Origin of the sequence: Arthrobacter sp. SW1 (assembly GCF_001766675.1) — a bacterium.
GTDB lineage: Bacteria > Actinomycetota > Actinomycetes > Actinomycetales > Micrococcaceae > Arthrobacter.
This window is the reverse complement of sequence record NZ_MJLT01000023.1, coordinates 165,195-181,339: the sequence shown is the minus strand read 5'-3', so window position 1 is coordinate 181,339 and position 16,145 is coordinate 165,195. Positions and strand designations below refer to the sequence as shown.

The following is a 16,145-nucleotide window of genomic DNA, read 5'->3' as shown; positions in this document are numbered from 1 at the left end:
GAATAGGTGATTACCTGAGTCCCATGTCAGAGCTATTCCAGGATTATTCCGAGGCCGTGGCCCGCTCCGGCGCCTACGACGAAATGTTCGCGCCGGGCCTGATCGCGAGGAAATCGTACGGCCAGGTGGAGGACGCCCTGCGGGAACTTTCACTCGCCGATGTCAGCGCTCGGGCCGAATCCATGGCGCGGACCTTCCTGGACCGCGGTGTCACCTTCGACTACGCAGGCGAGGAACGTCCCTTCCCGCTGGACATCGTTCCCCGGGTCATTCCCGCAGATGAATGGGAAACCCTGGAACGCGGCGTCGCCCAGCGCGTCCGTGCCCTCGAAGCCTTCCTCGACGATGTCTACGGCCGCATGTCGGTGGTGTCCGACGGCGTCATTCCGCGCCAGCTCGTCACCACCAGCGCGCATTTCCACCGCGCCGTGCATGGCTTCGAACCGGCTGGTGGGGTGCGCGTGCATGTGTCCGGCATCGACGTCGTCCGTGACGCCGCCGGCACCTTCCGGGTGCTGGAGGACAACGTCCGGGTACCGTCGGGCGTCAGCTACGTCCTGGAGAACCGCCGGGCCATGGCGAAAGGCCTTCCAGAAGCCTTCGGCCAGCAGCACATCCGTCCCGTCGAGGAATATCCGCGCCGCCTGCTCTCAGCCCTGCGCAAAACCGCGCCGTCCGGCGTCGACGATCCCACCGTCGTCGTCCTCACTCCCGGCGTCTTCAACAGCGCCTACTTCGAACACACCCTCCTGGCCGGCCTCATGGGCGTGGAACTTGTGGAGGGACGCGACCTCATCTGCCGCGGCAACCGCGTGTACATGCGCACCACCGCCGGCGAGCAGCGCGTGGACGTCATCTACAAGCGCATCGACGACGACTTCCTGGACCCGCTGCAGTTCCGTTCCGATTCCATGCTCGGCTGCCCGGGCCTGGTAAACGCGGCCCGCGCAGGCGGCGTGACCATCGCCAACGCGGTGGGTAACGGCGTCGCCGACGACAAGCTCGTCTACAGCTACGTGCCGGACCTCATCCGCTATTACCTGCATGAAGAGCCCGTCATCGCCAACGTGGACACGTTCCGGCTCGAGGAGAAGGAAGCCCGCGAACACGTGCTGGACCGCCTGGACGAGTTGGTGGTCAAGCCCGTGGACGGTTCCGGCGGCAAAGGCCTGGTGATCGGCCCCGCCGCGTCCAAGGACGAACTCGACGCCCTGCGCCGGCGGATCCTGACGGATCCACGCGGCTGGATCGCGCAGCCAGTGTTGCAGCTGTCCACCGTGCCCACCCTTTCCGGGGACAAGTTCGGGCCCCGTCACGTGGACCTGCGCCCCTTCGCAGTGAACGACGGCGACGACGTCTGGGTGCTGCCCGGCGGACTCACCCGCGTGGCGCTGAAGGAGGGCTCGCTGATCGTGAACTCCAGCCAGGGCGGCGGCTCGAAGGACACCTGGGTGCTCTCCGATTCGCCGCAGCTGCCCGGCCCGGATCTTCCGCGGCAAAGCATCAGCGTCCGCGAGCAGGTCTCCGTGTGGCCCGTGGAAAGCAACTGGCGGGACCGCCAGTCGGAACAGGAACAGCAGTGAGCGCCGTGTCCGCCGTGTCCGCCCGCAAGCCATCCATGACCACCCTCAACGCCAAGGAGGCAGGCCCGTGCTGAGCCGTATTGCCGAGTCACTCTTCTGGATCGGCCGTTATGTGGAGCGCGCCGACGGCACCGCGAGGATCCTGGACGTCCACCTGGAGCGCCTGAACCACCTGCCGCCCGAAGAGCAGCGCAGCGTGGCCCGTGAACTCCTCGCCGTCATGGGCGCGAGGCCGCAAAGCGAGGAGTTCGGGCTACCGGAACTCCTGCATGCCCTGGCCTACGACAAGTCCAATGCATCGTCGATCGCAGGCTCCCTTGGCGCCGCACGCGAGAACGCGCGGCGGGCCCGCGAAACCGTGTCCTCCTCCCTGTGGGAATGCCTCAACACCACCTACTACGGCCTGAACCAGCACCGCAAGGACGTAGTGGGCACCTACCGCTTCTGCAACTGGGTCCTGGAACGGACTGCCATGGTCCGCGGCTTGGCGGACACCACGGTCAGCCATGACGAAAGCTGGCTCTTCCTGGTGCTGGGCCGCTCCCTCGAACGCGCCGACATGACGGCCCGCATGCTTTCCACCCGCGACGTGCTCTCCGCAGGCATGTCCTGGGTGAACATGCTGCGCTGCGCCGGAGCCTACGAATCCTTCCTGCGCACGCGCCGGGCAGCCTTCGGCGACCAGCACGCCGCGGAGTTCCTGCTCCTTGACCGGCTGTTCCCGCGTTCCATCGTGTACGCGCTGCGCGATGCCGACGAGTGCCTGGCGAAGCTCGACCCCTCGGCCCAGCGCGTCGGCTTCATCAACGATGCCCGCCGGATCGTCGGCCAGGCCCGGACCTTCCTCGAGTTCCACCGAACGGACGATCTCATGGCGGAGCTTCCTGAGCACATGGACCGTGTGCAGAAGGCTGTCACGCAGGCGTCCGACGCGATTTCCCGTAAGTACTTCAATCAGGCGGATGAACTGGCCTGGGTGGGAGAAGTTTCATGACCCGGCTGAGCATCGTCCACAAGACCGCGTACAAGTACAACAAGCGAGTCACGTTGTCCTACAACGAAGCCCGGATGACCCCGCTGACTGATCCGCAGCAGGTGGTCCTGGAGTCTTCGCTGAAGGTCACGCCGTCGCAGGCAGCCGTCAGCACGTACCGTGACTATTGGGGCACGCGCGTCACCGCGTTCGACATGCAGATGCCGCACGAGCGGCTCGAAGTGGTGGCCACGAGCACGGTGGAGGTGCACCGTGCCGAGAAAATCGCGTTGCCGGAGCAGATCGTCGACTGGGAGGCCCTGGACTCCGATGCCGTCCGGGACCAGTTCAGCGACTGGCTTCCGCAGTCCCGGCTGAGCGGCCCGGGGGAGGAAGTCCTGTCCATCGTTCCCGGCGTGGTGGCCGGCCGGAATCCGCACGACGCCGCGATGTCCATTTTCGAATGGATGCGCGGCGAAATGACCTACATGAAGGGCAGCACCGGCGTCACCACCAACGCCGAACAGGCCTGGACCCAGCGCCAGGGCGTCTGCCAGGACCTCGCACACTTGGCCATCGGTTCGCTGCGCAGTTGCGGGATCCCCGCGCGCTACGTGTCCGGCTACATCCACCCGCGTTCGACGGCGGACATCGGCGAAACCGTGGCCGGCCAGTCGCACGCGTGGCTGGAATGGTGGGACGGCGAATGGCGCAGCTGGGACCCCACCAACCACAAACCGGCAGGAGACCACCACGTGACCGTAGCCCGGGGGCGCGACTACCGTGACGTGCCGCCGCTGAAGGGGATCCTCTCCGGTGGCGGGGGATCCGCGCTGACAGTGACGGTGGAAATCACGCGCCTCGCCTGAGGCACGTTCTGACGCGAGGCAGTTAATACAGACGCAGTTAATACAACAGGCCGGCACCGGGAAATCCCGGGGCCGGCCTGCTTTTGCTGTGATTCTTTACCAGGGACTGGGCTTGTAGTCCTTGAGGAAGACGCCGAACTGGTCAACGCCCTGTTCGCCCATGACGATCGGATCGTAGACGCGCGCCGCGCCGTCCACCAGGTCCAAGGGTGCGTGGAAGCCTTCCTCCATGAGGCGGACCTTGGTGTAGTGCGGGCGCTCGTCGGTGATCCAGCCGGTGTCCACAGCCGTCATCAGGATGCCGTCGGTGTCCAGCATCTCCTGGGCGCTGGTGCGGGTCATCATGTTCAGCGCGGCCTTGGCCATGTTGGTGTGCGGATGTCCCGGGCCCTTGTAGACACGGGAGAACTGACCCTCCATGGCGGAGACGTTCACGATGTACTTCCGGCGGGCCGTGGAGCGCTTCATGGCTCCGCGAAGCCGGCTGACCAGCAAGAATGGCGCCGTCACGTTGCACAGCTGGACCTCGAGCATCTCCAGCGGATCGACCTCGTCCACCACTTGGGTCCAGCTGTTCACGGTGGCCAGGTCCGGGACCAGGCCGCCGGCGTCGATGGCGGTACCGCTGGCGATGCGCTCCAAGGACGCCGAACCGGTGGACAGCGCCAAGGAGGTGATGGCATCGCCGGCCAGCACCGGATGCTCGCTGACGCTGTGGGCGATGGCCAGCGGATGCTTGTCATGCGCATGGCCGAAGGTGACCAGCTCCGGTCCGCCGTTTCCGGCCTGAAGCGCGGCGGGCAGCGGTTCGTCCTCTGCGTCGACCAAGGGCTTGTAGGCATTGCCGGAGCGGCGTACCGTCTGGGCTGCGTTGTTGATGATGATGTCCAACGGCCCGGCCTCGTTCAAGGAGTCGGTCAAGGCCATGACCTGGGAAGGATCGCGGAGGTCGATGCCCACGATCTTCAGCCGATGCAGCCACTCGGAGCTGTCCTCCATGGCAGCGAAGCGGCGGGCCGCGTCCTTCGGGAAGCGGGTGGTGATGGTGGTGTGGGCGCCGTCGCGCAGCAGGCGCAGCGCAATGTACATGCCGATTTTTGCCCGCCCGCCAGTCAGGAGCGCCCGGCGGCCGCTCAAGTCGGTGCGGGCGTCGCGTTTGCTGTGGCTGAACGCGGCGCATTCGGGGCAGAGCTGGTGGTAGAACGCATCCACCTGCGTGTAGTGCTGCTTGCAGATGTAGCAGGGCCGCGAGCGGATCAGGTGCCCGGCGATCTCGCCGGTAGCGGAGCTGGCGAGCTTGTTGCCGCGGGTCTCGTCGTCGATCCGGTCCGGCGCCGCCGTCGCGGTCAAGGCCATGACCGCCCGGTCGGCTTCAGCGATCGCATCGCGTTTGGTGACCCGCCGGTGCCGCTTGACGGCCTTGAACATCTTTCCGGTGGCGCGGCGCACGGCGATGTAGTCCGGGTGCTCCTCGTCATAGGCGTGGATCGTGTTCAGGACCTTGAGGCAGGCCTGGATCTCGTCAGGGGTCAACTCAGAGCTCATTGCTCCGATTTTACAGGCACGCAGAAGGCGCTCAAAAGGAACAGCCTCCCCGCATCCTGCGCGGGGAGGCTGCCTGCCGGAGCGTCAGACCTCGACGGCGGACGCCTGGGCTTCCGCGGTCTTCTCCAGGGACTCGCGTGCCTCCGGATGACCCTCGGTGGCTGCCTTGACGGCTTCCGGAAGGGCCCGACGGTACTCGGCCGAGAGGGCAAGTTCGGCTTCTTCGGGTTCAGGAACCAGCTGGCCCTTGGCCAGGACGGTGATGCCGGACTGGGTGACCTTGTAACCGCGGGCGCGGTCCAGTTCGGGGTCCAGGCCGATGGCCGCACCGGCCGGAATCCGGACGTTCTTGTCGATGATGGCGCGCTTGATGACAGCGCCTTCGCCGACGCGGACCTTGTCCATCAGCACGGAGTCCTGCACCCGGCTGCCGGAAGCCACATAGACGTCGTTCGCGAGCACGGACCCTTCCACAATGCCGCCGGAGACCACCACGCCGCTGGCCACGATCGAGTCCAGTGCCGAACCCACCGTCTGGTTCTCACCGTGGACGAACTTGGCGGGCGGCGAAATGCTCTGGCGCGTGTAGATGGGCCATTCGGAGTTGTACAGGTTGAAGACCGGGACCGGGGAGATCAGGTCCATGTGGGCATCGTAGAAGGAGTCGATGGTACCGACGTCGCGCCAGTAGGTGCGGTCGCGCTCGGTGGAGCCCGGGATTTCGTTCAGCGTGAAGTCGTAGACGCCGGCTTCGCCCTTGCCGACGAAGTAGGGAATGATGTCCCCGCCCATGTCGTGCTTCGTGTCCAAACGCTCGGCGTCCAGCTTCAGGGCGTCAACCAGGGCGTCGGCATCGAACACGTAGTTCCCCATGGATGCCAGGAACTGGGTGGGATCGGCGGCCAGGCCCGCGGTTTCCGCGGGCTTTTCCACGAAGGCGGAAATCTTCTGGGGATCGTTGCCGTCCACTTCGATCACGCCGAACTGGTTTGCCATCGCCAGCGGCTGCCGCACGGCGGCAACGGTTGCCTTGGCTCCGCTGGCCACGTGCTGTTCCACCATCTGCGAGAAGTCCATGCGGTACACATGGTCCGCGCCCACGACCACCACGATGTCCGGATTGGCGTCGTGGATCAGGTTCAATGACTGGTAGATCGCGTTCGCGCTGCCCAGGAACCAGCTCTTGCCCACGCGCTGCTGGGCCGGAACAGAAGCGACGTACCTGCCGAGCTGCGTCGACATGCGCCAGGTCTCGGAAATGTGGCGGTCAAGGCTGTGCGACTTGTACTGCGTCAGCACAACGATCTGCAGGTAGCCCGAATTTGCCAGGTTTGAGAGCGCGAAATCTATCAACCGATACCCGCCGGCAAACGGCACCGCAGGTTTGGCGCGGTCCGCCGTCAAGGGCATCAGGCGGTTCCCCTCGCCGCCGGCCAGTACAATCGCCAATACTTTTTTCAACGCCATTGGTGTATTTCTCCCTGTACGTCTTTGAAGCCCCCCGAAGAGCCCGGGCTGCCGGACTCCTTCACACTAGAACAGATACCGGGGAACGACTACGTTAGGCACCATGCGCGTAGACATTGTGACTAAAGAATTTCCTCCCGAGATCTACGGCGGCGCCGGAGTGCATGTTGCCGAGCTCAGCCGGGTCCTCGCCAAGCATGTCGAGTTGCAGGTCCGCGCCTTCGGCGCTCCCCGCGACGCCGACTTCCACGGAGCGGCCGTGACGTCATATTCCACCCCCGATGACCTCGCCTCGGCCAATGCGGCGGTGCAGACCCTCGGTGTCGACCTGCGGATCGTGCCGGATGTCGCGGGCGCTGACCTGGTCCATTCCCACACCTGGTACGCCAATATGGCCGGCCACCTCGCCTCACTGCTCCACGGGATTCCGCACGTCCTGAGTGCGCACAGCCTCGAGCCGTTGCGTCCCTGGAAGGCGGAACAGCTCGGCGGCGGTTACGCCTTGTCTTCCTGGGTGGAAAAGACCGCGTATGAAGCGGCAGCCGCCATCATCGCCGTCTCCGAAGGCATGCGCCAGGACATCCTGCGCAGCTACCCTGACGTTGATCCCGCCAAGGTGCGCGTGGTCCACAACGGCATCGACGTGGAGCTTTGGAAGCCGGACGCCGGCGAAGAACACGTGCGGGCGCTCGGCATCGATCCCGCCAAGCCGAGCGTGGTGTTCGTCGGCCGCAACACCCGGCAGAAGGGTGTTCCCTACCTGCTGCGCGCCGCGGCCAAGCTGCCGGACGACGTCCAGCTGGTCCTCTGCCTGGGTGCCGCGGACACCCCGGAACTTGCGGCCGAAACCGCAGCGCTGATCGAGGATCTGCAGAGCAAGCGTGAAGGGGTCATCCTGATCGAGCGGATGCTGCCGCGTGCGGAACTCATCCAGGTCCTCAGCCATGCCACCGCCTTCGCCTGCCCGTCCATCTATGAACCGCTCGGCATCGTGAACCTCGAAGCCATGGCCTGCGGTGCTGCCGTTGTCGCCAGTGCCACGGGCGGTATCCCGGAAGTGGTCAACCATGGCGAAACCGGCCTCCTGGTGGAGCTTGAGCAGGTCACGGACGGCACCGGCACTCCATTGGATCCCGAGAAGTTCGTTGCCGACTTCGCGGCCGCCCTGGTGGAAGTTGTGTCCGATCCGGCGCGTGCCAAGTCCATGGGGGCTGCCGGCCGCGCCCGTGCCGAGGCGCACTTCTCCTGGGAATCGATCACCCAGACAACCCTTGAGGTGTACCGCTCGGTCCTGTCCTGAGCGGACAGCCCAGGCAATTAAGTACGACGGCGGCGCCGCACCTTCGCAGGATATCTGCGGAAGGTGCGGCGCCGCCGTCGTCATGGCCGGGGGCCGGCCCGGCCCGCTCGCGCCGTCAGCGCTTGAGCGCCGGGAGGTTCTTCTCGTCGACGGGGGAGGAACCGCTGGCCCGCAGGGCCTGGAAGTAGTCCCGGGCTTCGTCCTGGCGTTCCTGTTCGGCGCCGGAGGCGATGGCGGCGCGGAGGTGCTCCGGGCCATAACCGAAAGCGTCCACCAGGTCCAGGGCGTGCGGCCGGATCTTCACCAGGAGCCGGTTGATGTACGCACCCACGGTGCGGCCGCGCTGCATCGAGAGCCGTCCGTTCATCAGGTACCAGGACAGGTGCTTCTCAATGAGGGACAGGCCGAAGAGGTCGCGCAGCCAGGTGAGCACCTGGCGCGTGCCCGGATCCTTGACCGCGGACAGTCCTTCGGTGAAAGCCTCCCACTGCAGAAGTTCCGCGTGGGCCGTGGCGGCGTCGATGAGTTCGTCCTGGTGCTGGTTGAACAGTGCGGCCGCCTGGTGCTGGGGCAGCTTGTTGGCGCCCTTCAAGGCCGAGCCGACTTCGGCAACCATCGACTGCACGCGGTCGGTCAGGAGGGTGCGCTGGCCGTCCTCGTCGCGCAGGGCGAGGGCTGCCTTCTGTACGGAGCCGGTGTCCGCCACGAACTGCGCCACCTGGCGCAGTCCGGTCCGGTGCAACGCGACGTCCGCGGCCTGGGAGGCGACAAAGCGGGCCAGCACGCCGAAGTCCACGTTGCGGAATTCCTTGGCATAGTCGGCGAGCAACCGCTTGGCCACCAGTTGCAGGAGGATCGTGTTGTCGCCCTCGAAGGTGGCGTACACATCGAGGTCTGCGCGCAGCGAAGCGAAACGGTTCTCGATCAGGAAGCCGGCGCCGCCGCACGCTTCGCGGCATTCCTGCAGGGTGTCCAGGGCGTGCCAGGTGCTCAGCGGCTTAAGCGCTGCAGCGAGGGTTTCCAGGTCCTGGCGGTCGGCGTCGGTGTCGCGCTTTCCGGAGAAGACGTCGTCGAATTTCTCCAGGAGCTGTTCGTGGGCGAACCCGGCCGCGTAAGTGGTGGCGAGCCGGGTGAAAAGCCGCCGCTGGTGCCGCTGGTAGTCGAGCAGCACTTCTTCCTCGACCGGCGAGGAGGAGTTGAACTGGCGGCGCTCCGTGGCGTACTGGATGGCCGTTTTCAGCGCCACCTTGCTGGCGGCGACTGCGGCACCGTCCAGCGAGACGCGGCCCTGGACCAGCGTACCGAGCATCGTGAAGAAGCGGCGACCAGGGCTGGCGATCGGCGAACTGTACCCGCCGTCGGGAGCCACGTCGCCGTAGCGGTTCAGCAGGTTCGTCCGCGGGATGCGGACGTTGCTGAAGTGGAGCCGGCCGTTGTCGATGCCGTTCAGTCCGCCCTTGACGCCGTCGTCCTCCCCGCCGATGCCGGGCAGGAATTCCTTGCTTTGCGGGTCGCGCAGCGGAACGTAGAAGGCGTGAACGCCGTGGTTCACGTTGCGGGTCACCAGCTGGGCAAAGACGACGGCGGCAAGCCCGTCATTGGCTGCGTTGCCGATGTAATCCTTCCAGGCCGCACGGAACGGGGTGTTGATGACGAACTCCTGGGTGGCTTCGTCATAGCTGGCGGTGGTGGCGATGCTGGCGACATCCGAGCCGTGGCCGGTTTCCGTCATGGCGAAGCAACCCGGGATCTCCAGGCTCATGATGCCGGGAAGCCACTTGTCGTGGTGTTCGGCGGTTCCCAGATGAAGCACGGCCGAGCCAAAAAGGCCCCACTGGACGCCGGCCTTGATCTGCAGGGACGGATCGGCGGTCACGAGTTCTTCGAAGCCGGCGATATTCCCGCCGTGATCGTCGGAACCGCCCAAGCGCGTCGGGAAGGCCCGGTGCACGGCGTTGTTGTCGACCAAATAGCCGAGCTGTGCGAAAACGCGCTTGCGGTGCTCGGTGTGGGTGAGGCCTTCGATCTTGTGTACCTCGGGGCGGCCGGCCAGTTCGCGGGCGGTGCGCCGGACATCTGCCCAGCGCCCGAGGAGGAGCTCGCCCAGCGCGGCGACGTCGACGGCCGGGTTCTCTGCGCCTGATCCGGCGGGCTTGGTGCCGGATGCGGTGCGGTCCACTACTTCAGTCATGTGATTCCTTCGTGGTTTCCAATCGGTGGGTCATTGCTGGTTCCTGGAGGCTTTGCCGTCGGGAGCGATTCCGACGCACAGCCAGTCGGTGATGCGGGCAGCCATGGTTTGTTGGTCGGGTTTGGCGGGGGAGTCGGGGGTGCTGAGCCACAACTCGCCGGCGTTGCGCACCATGCCGATTGCCGCCGTCGGCCAGTAATCGATCAGCGCCTCGGCGCCGGGCCCGAGGTGCTCGCGCATGGGCTCGGCCATCATGCCGCTGATCGATTCGAAGAAGTGCCCCAAGGCGCCGGATACGGCGATGGCGTCCTGCTGCCCGGCTTCGCTGTAGGGAAGCCGGGTCACGAACGCGTAGACATTCGGGCTTGACTCAGCCATCTGCAGGTAGGCCGAGACCATCGCGTACAGGCCTTCCCGGGCCGTGGCCGCCGAGGCGACAGCTTCCTTCATCTTGCGTTGCATCTGGGCCAGGACCACCTCGCCCATGGCCTGCTGCAAACCGGCCTTGTCCCCGAAATACCGGTAAAACACGGGCTTGGACGTGCCCGCCGCCGCAGCGATGTCCTCCATGGACGCATCGCGGCCAAGGGAGTGGACCGCCTTGCGTGCCGCCTTGATCAGTTCGCGCCGGCGTTCCTCGCGGTGGTTCTGCCAGCGGGCCGCGCGGCCGTCCACGGCGGGTACGGCCGGATCCATGGCGGCCGGCACGGCGGCGGCCGCCTGGGCCTGTTGCTTCGATGCTGTGACGCTGTTCACGATACTCAGCGTATCAGGTACGCTGGGTATCAGTAACCCGAACGAGCGAAGGAGCTACGCATGCCCGAAGCAGCACTGCCATCGGAAGAGAACCAGGCAAAGGACGCGCGGCAGCACGCAGCCGTGCGCAAGGCCGTAGTAATCGGCGGCAACAGGATCCCGTTCGCCCGCAGCGGAGGCGCCTACACCAGGTCCTCCAACCAGGACATGCTCACAGCAGCCCTTGATGGCCTGATTGCGCGCTTCGGACTTCAGGGGGAGCGCATCGGCGAAGTCGCCGCCGGGGCTGTCCTGAAGCATTCCCGCGACTTCAACCTCACGCGTGAAGCCGTGCTCGGCTCGGCACTGGCCCCCGAGACTCCGGCCTACGATTTGCAGCAGGCCTGCGCCACCGGCTTGGAAACCGTGCTTGGCCTGTCCAACAAGATCAAGCTGGGCCAGATCGACTCGGCCGTGGCGGGTGGCGTGGACTCGGCCTCGGACGCCCCGATCGCCGTCAGCGAGGGCCTGCGCGAAGTGCTCCTGGACCTGAACCGCGCCAAGACCCTGCCCGCCCGGCTGAAGGTGCTCTCGCGCCTGCGTCCCAAAGACATCGCTCCGGATGCTCCCGGTACCGGCGAACCGCGGACCGGCCTGTCCATGGGCGAGCACCAGGCCCTCACCACCGCACAGTGGAAGATCAGCCGCGAGGCCCAGGACGAACTCGCGTACAACAGCCACCGCAACCTGGCGGCAGCCTACGACCGGGGTTTCTTCGACGACCTCGTGACGCCGTACCGCGGCTTGAACCGGGATTCGAACCTGCGCCCGGACACCTCCATGGAGAAGTTGGCCACGCTCAAGCCGGTCTTCGGCAGGAACCTCGGTACCGAAGCGACCATGACCGCAGGCAACTCCACGCCGCTCACCGACGGCGCCGCCACCGTGCTGCTCGGAACCGAGGAATGGGCGGACGAGCGCGGGCTTCCCAAGCTTGCTGTCGTCGTCGACGGCGAAGCCGCCGCCGTCGACTTCGTCCATGGCAAGGACGGCCTCCTCATGGCGCCGGCATTTGCGGTACCCCGCCTGCTGGCGCGCAACGGACTGACACTGGAGGACATCGACTTCTTCGAAATCCACGAAGCCTTTGCCGGGACGGTCCTGAGCACCCTCGCCGCCTGGGAGGACGAAGAATTCGGCCGCGAGCGCCTCGGCCTCGAGGGCGCCTTCGGCTCCATCGACCGGAGCAAGCTCAACGTCAACGGCTCGTCCCTCGCAGCAGGCCACCCCTTCGCCGCGACCGGCGGCCGCATTGTGGCCTCGCTGGCCAAGATGCTCCATGAGCGCGGAAGTGTGGACGGCCGCCCCGCGCGTGGCCTGATTTCCATCTGCGCGGCAGGCGGACAGGGCGTTGTGGCAATCCTTGAGGCGTACACGACGGCGGAAGGTGCGCAGGCATGAGCGACAAGTACACACAGTTCGTCAGCCGCGGTTTCGGCCGCGACCTCGCCGGCAAGCTCGGCCTGCCCCGCCCGGTGGAGCTCCGCCGCTACAAGGCCGGAGACCCATTGATTCCCGGGCCCGTGCTCGTCCTGGGGCAAAACGGCGAAAGCAAGGGGCAGGGCGCCGAGGCGCTCGCCGCCGAGCTTGTCTCCTGGGGCCTGGACGTCCGGCGCAACGCCCTTCCGAAGGAGAAACTGGGAGCGATCGTGCTCGTGCTGGACGAAGTCCGGACCCCGGAAGACCTGGAGGTGCCAGTGCTGACGGCGGCGCGTTCCGTGCGGGACCTCGCGGCGGGCGGCCGGATCATCAGCGTGTCGCGGACTGCGGAGTCCGCCACCGATCCCGCCGAAGCCGCGGCCCGGCAAGGGATCGACGGCCTGGTCCGCTCGTTGGCCAAGGAACTGCGCGACGGCGCCACCGCCAACGGCATCCTGCTCGGCAGCGGGGCCGCCCCGCAGAGTCCGGGAACCCTGGGTGCCCTGCGCTTCTTCCTCTCTGGCCGTTCGGCTTTTGTGGACGGCCAGTTCCTGTCCGTGACATCGGCCTCGGGCCGGCTGCCCGGAGACCCGGAGAAGCCCCTCGCGGGAAAGGTTGCGGTCGTCACCGGCGCGGCGCGGGGCATTGGTGCCGCGATCGCCAGGACGCTGCATCGCGACGGCGCCACGATTGTCGCCGTCGACGTCCCCGCCGCGGGCGACCACCTCGCTGAGGTCGCCAACGAGGTCAAAGGTACCGCCCTGCAGCTGGACATCACCGTCCCTGACGCGGGGGAGCGGATCATCCGCCACGCCCTGGAACGGCACGGCAGCCTGGACATCCTGGTCCACAACGCCGGGATTACCCGGGATAAGTTGCTGGCCAACATGGACGAGGGTCGCTGGCGTTCCGTCATTGCCGTCAACATCGCATCGCAATTGCGGATCAATGACGCGATCCTGGCATCCTCCGAACTGCCGGTGGCGCCCCGCATCGTTTCAGTCGCTTCCACCAGCGGCATCGCAGGCAACCGCGGCCAAAGCAATTACGCCGCGTCGAAGGGTGGGGTGATCGGCATGGTGCGCGCCAGCGCACCCTTGCTCGAAGCCCGCGGCGGGGCGATCAACGCCGTCGCTCCCGGCTTCATCGAAACCGAAATGACGGCTCGCATCCCGTTCGTCACGCGTGAGGTGGCACGGAGGCTGAACTCCCTCCAACAGGGTGGAGCCCCCGGTGACGTGGCCGAAGCCATCGCCTTCCTTGCCTCGGACGCTGCGGGCGGAATCTCCGGTGACGTGCTGCGCGTCTGCGGACAGAACCTGGTGGGCGCATGACGGGCGGGCTCGAAGGAAGCAGCGGCGAAACGGTCCTCCTGCCCGAAGCGCCGGCCCTGTCCATGCTGTACCTGAACGCCGCCGCGACGGCGGCCCGGAGGCGCTTCTCAGGAACGCGCCCGGACGGGGCGTTACCCGCGGCCCGGCACGAACTGCGGGACGTGACCGCCGACGTCGACAAGCTGACCGCTTTCCAGCACCTTCTCGGGGAAAGCGCAGGCGACCACCTTCCCGCCGGCTTCATCCACGCTTTGGCGTTCCCTGTGGCGATGAGTGTGCTGAACCGTGACGATTTTCCGCTTCCGCTGCTCGGCATGATCCATCTCGAAAACCATGTGGAGCAGTACCGGGCGGTCCATTTCTCCGAGGCCATGGCCATTACCGCGTGGGTGGAGAACCTTCGCGGCCATCGCGCCGGAAGCCTCGTGGACCTCGTTGCCGAAGTCCGCGGCAACGACGGCAGCCTGCTCTGGCGGGGCGTGTCCGCGTACTTGGCCAAGGGCTTCTTTCTCCCCGGAGTCGACAAGAACGGCGGCCGGAGCGGCCGCGACGATGCCTTGTTCAGCCCGCCGGATCCCACCGCGGTCTGGAACCTTGGGGTGGAAACCGGGCGGAACTATGCGGGCGTCTCCGGCGACTTCAACCCGATCCATCTGAGCGTCCTCTCGGCCAAGGCCCTGGGCTTGAAGCGCTCGATCGCGCACGGCATGTACCTGGCCTCCCGAGCCCTTGCCGAGGTTGGTCCGGTCCGCAGCGATGCCTTCAGCTGGGACGTGAATTTCGAAGCGCCCGTGTTCCTGCCTGCCCGGGTCGCGCTGGAGATCAATACTGCGCGTGGTGAATCCGGACAATGGTCGCGCTCCGACTTCACCGGGTGGAATCCGCGCAGCGGCCGGCGGCACTTCACGGGGACGGTCGCGGCACTGCCGTAACCGCCGTCGGGGTTGCCGTGCCGCGCCGGCGCACCCGCCCGGCCCTGCGTTTTCGCGGTGCGTCGGGCCGGGCGCCCGATTTTTAAATCCCGCGGATGCATGTTAGAGTTTTTCTCGCTGCTTCGGAGGAAAACGAGGCGCCGCAAGGCGTCGAAAAGGCTCCGGACACCACCTGCGCGGGTGGCGGAATGGCAGACGCGCTAGCTTGAGGTGCTAGTCCTCGAAAGGGGGTGGGGGTTCAAGTCCCCCTCCGCGCACAATCATGAGGCCCGGATTCACGTCCTGAATCCGGGCCTCATTTGTCGTTAAACTACCCGACTGGCGCCGCAGCTGCTGCCGGGTGGGTAGGCTGGGAAGTGCCGCGCCCGGCTGTCGGTGCGCGGAACTGAACACCGTGACATCGCACCGAGCCCAGCGAGGAGAGTTCCATGCCTGAGATCCGCCCCGAAGACGAAGTTGTACGGATCTGCCAGGAACTTATCCGCATCGACTCCTCCAACTTCGGCGACGACTCGGGCCCGGGAGAGCGGGCAGCCGCCGAATACACCGCCGCCCTGATCAGCGAAGTGGGCCTCGACGTCGAGATCTTCGAATCTGCTCCCGGCCGCGCGAATGTGGTCACCCGCATGGCAGGCGAAGACCCTTCCGCAGACGCGCTGGTGGTGCACGGCCACCTGGACGTCGTTCCGGCCCTCCGTGACCAATGGTCGGTCGATCCGTTCAGCGGCGAACTCAAGGACGGGCTGATCTGGGGCCGCGGCGCCGTGGACATGAAGGACATGGACGCCATGATCCTCTCGGTCATGCGTGACTTTGCCCGCACCGGCCGCAAACCCAAGCGCGACATCGTGTTCGCCTTCTTCGCCGACGAAGAAGCCGGCGGCACGTACGGCGCCCGCTACGCCGTCGAGCACCGTCGCGAACTGTTCGACGGCGCCACTGGAGCCATCTCCGAGGTGGGCGGCTTCTCCGCCACCATCGGTGGCCAGCGTACCTACCTGCTCCAGACTGCGGAAAAGGGCATCTCCTGGCTCCGCCTCGTGGCCCACGGACGCGCAGGCCATGGTTCGCAGATCAACACGGACAACGCCATTACCCGCCTGGCAGCCGCCGTCACGCGGATCGGCGAATACCAATGGCCGATCGAACTGACGCCCACCACACGGCAGTTCCTGGACGGCGTCACCGAGCTGACCGGCGTCGAATTCGATGCCGACAACCCGGACATCCTGCTCAAGGAGCTCGGCACCGTGGCACGCTTCGTCGGGGCCACCCTGCAGAACACCTCCAACCCCACGCTGCTGCGCTCAGGCTACAAGCACAACGTCATTCCGGAATCCGCTGAGGCCCTGGTCGATTGCCGCACGCTGCCAGGCCAGCAGGAGCTGGTCTTCGAAACCATCAAGCAGCTCGCCGGCGATGGGGTGGAGGTCAGCTACGTCAACAAGGACGTCTCCCTCGAAGTGCCGTTCGCCGGCAACCTGGTGGACTCCATGATCGACGCCCTGCATGCCGAAGACCCGGGCGCGAAGGTCCTTCCGTACACCCTCTCCGGCGGCACGGACAACAAGTCGCTAAGCAAGATCGGCATCACCGGATACGGCTTCGCGCCGCTCATGCTCCCGGATGAGCTCGACTTCACCGGCATGTTCCACGGCGTGGACGAGCGTGTCCCGGCCGAGTCGCTCAAGTTCGGCACGCGCGTGCTGAACAGGCTCCTCAGCAACTACTAGGAGG

General features: G+C 66.4%; 12 protein-coding genes and 1 tRNA gene. 9 read left to right on the top strand and 4 right to left on the bottom strand.

The window, feature by feature from the left end; all coding sequences use genetic code 11:
- The first annotated feature begins 23 nt into the window (after positions 1 to 23).
- The 3 genes from BIU82_RS10850 (at position 24) to BIU82_RS10840 (ending at position 3,425) form a co-directional block, all read left to right on the top strand.
- Complete coding sequence (locus tag BIU82_RS10850; protein WP_070349483.1) at positions 24 to 1,583, top strand: circularly permuted type 2 ATP-grasp protein; 1,560 nt, start codon at positions 24 to 26, stop codon at positions 1,581 to 1,583.
- A gap of 67 nt (positions 1,584 to 1,650) precedes the next feature.
- The gene (locus tag BIU82_RS10845) at positions 1,651 to 2,577 is read left to right on the top strand and encodes an alpha-E domain-containing protein (RefSeq protein WP_070349482.1); all 927 of its coding nucleotides are present in this window, start codon (positions 1,651 to 1,653) and stop codon (positions 2,575 to 2,577) included.
- Entirely contained in the window at positions 2,574 to 3,425 is an 852-nt protein-coding gene (locus BIU82_RS10840) for a transglutaminase family protein (protein ID WP_070349481.1), read from the top strand. Before BIU82_RS10845 ends, BIU82_RS10840 begins: the two co-directional genes overlap by 4 nt.
- Before the next feature lie 96 nt (positions 3,426 to 3,521).
- On the opposite strand, the gene BIU82_RS10835 is transcribed toward BIU82_RS10840, so the two are convergent.
- Together BIU82_RS10835 and glgC are read right to left on the bottom strand one after the other, a co-directional pair.
- Positions 3,522 to 4,970 carry an SDR family NAD(P)-dependent oxidoreductase gene (locus BIU82_RS10835; protein ID WP_070349480.1) on the bottom strand — a complete coding sequence of 483 codons (1,449 nt, stop codon included), beginning with the start codon at positions 4,968 to 4,970 and terminating at the stop codon, positions 3,522 to 3,524.
- Between the two features lie 84 nt (positions 4,971 to 5,054).
- The gene (gene glgC, locus BIU82_RS10830; RefSeq protein ID WP_070349479.1) at positions 5,055 to 6,437 is read right to left on the bottom strand and encodes a glucose-1-phosphate adenylyltransferase; all 1,383 of its coding nucleotides are present in this window, start codon (positions 6,435 to 6,437) and stop codon (positions 5,055 to 5,057) included.
- Positions 6,438 to 6,540: 103 nt separating this feature from the next.
- Here glgC and glgA point away from each other — a divergent pair, with 103 nt between their 5' ends.
- Complete coding sequence (glgA, locus tag BIU82_RS10825; protein WP_070349478.1) at positions 6,541 to 7,737, top strand: glycogen synthase; 1,197 nt, start codon at positions 6,541 to 6,543, stop codon at positions 7,735 to 7,737.
- A gap of 115 nt (positions 7,738 to 7,852) precedes the next feature.
- Here glgA and BIU82_RS10820 read toward each other — a convergent pair whose 3' ends face one another.
- Complete coding sequence (locus BIU82_RS10820; RefSeq protein WP_070349477.1) at positions 7,853 to 9,928, bottom strand: acyl-CoA dehydrogenase; 2,076 nt, start codon at positions 9,926 to 9,928, stop codon at positions 7,853 to 7,855.
- A gap of 30 nt (positions 9,929 to 9,958) precedes the next feature.
- Positions 9,959 to 10,624 carry a TetR/AcrR family transcriptional regulator gene (locus BIU82_RS10815; RefSeq protein ID WP_070349639.1) on the bottom strand — a complete coding sequence of 222 codons (666 nt, stop codon included), beginning with the start codon at positions 10,622 to 10,624 and terminating at the stop codon, positions 9,959 to 9,961.
- A gap of 120 nt (positions 10,625 to 10,744) precedes the next feature.
- On the opposite strand from BIU82_RS10815, the gene BIU82_RS10810 reads away from it, so the two are divergent.
- The 5 genes from BIU82_RS10810 (at position 10,745) to BIU82_RS10790 (ending at position 16,141) form a co-directional block, all read left to right on the top strand.
- Entirely contained in the window at positions 10,745 to 12,124 is a 1,380-nt protein-coding gene (locus BIU82_RS10810; protein ID WP_070349476.1) for an acetyl-CoA C-acetyltransferase, read from the top strand.
- Positions 12,121 to 13,476 carry a 3-oxoacyl-ACP reductase gene (locus tag BIU82_RS10805; protein ID WP_070349475.1) on the top strand — a complete coding sequence of 452 codons (1,356 nt, stop codon included), beginning with the start codon at positions 12,121 to 12,123 and terminating at the stop codon, positions 13,474 to 13,476. Before BIU82_RS10810 ends, BIU82_RS10805 begins: the two co-directional genes overlap by 4 nt.
- Entirely contained in the window at positions 13,473 to 14,408 is a 936-nt protein-coding gene (locus tag BIU82_RS10800) for a MaoC/PaaZ C-terminal domain-containing protein (RefSeq protein WP_070349474.1), read from the top strand. Before BIU82_RS10805 ends, BIU82_RS10800 begins: the two co-directional genes overlap by 4 nt.
- Positions 14,409 to 14,582: 174 nt before the next feature.
- A tRNA-Leu gene (locus BIU82_RS10795) sits at positions 14,583 to 14,665 on the top strand.
- A 171-nt stretch (positions 14,666 to 14,836) separates the two neighbouring features.
- Positions 14,837 to 16,141: a M20/M25/M40 family metallo-hydrolase gene (locus BIU82_RS10790; RefSeq protein ID WP_070349473.1), complete on the top strand. Its 1,305-nt coding sequence runs from the start codon at positions 14,837 to 14,839 to the stop codon at positions 16,139 to 16,141.
- Positions 16,142 to 16,145: the final 4 nt, after the last annotated feature.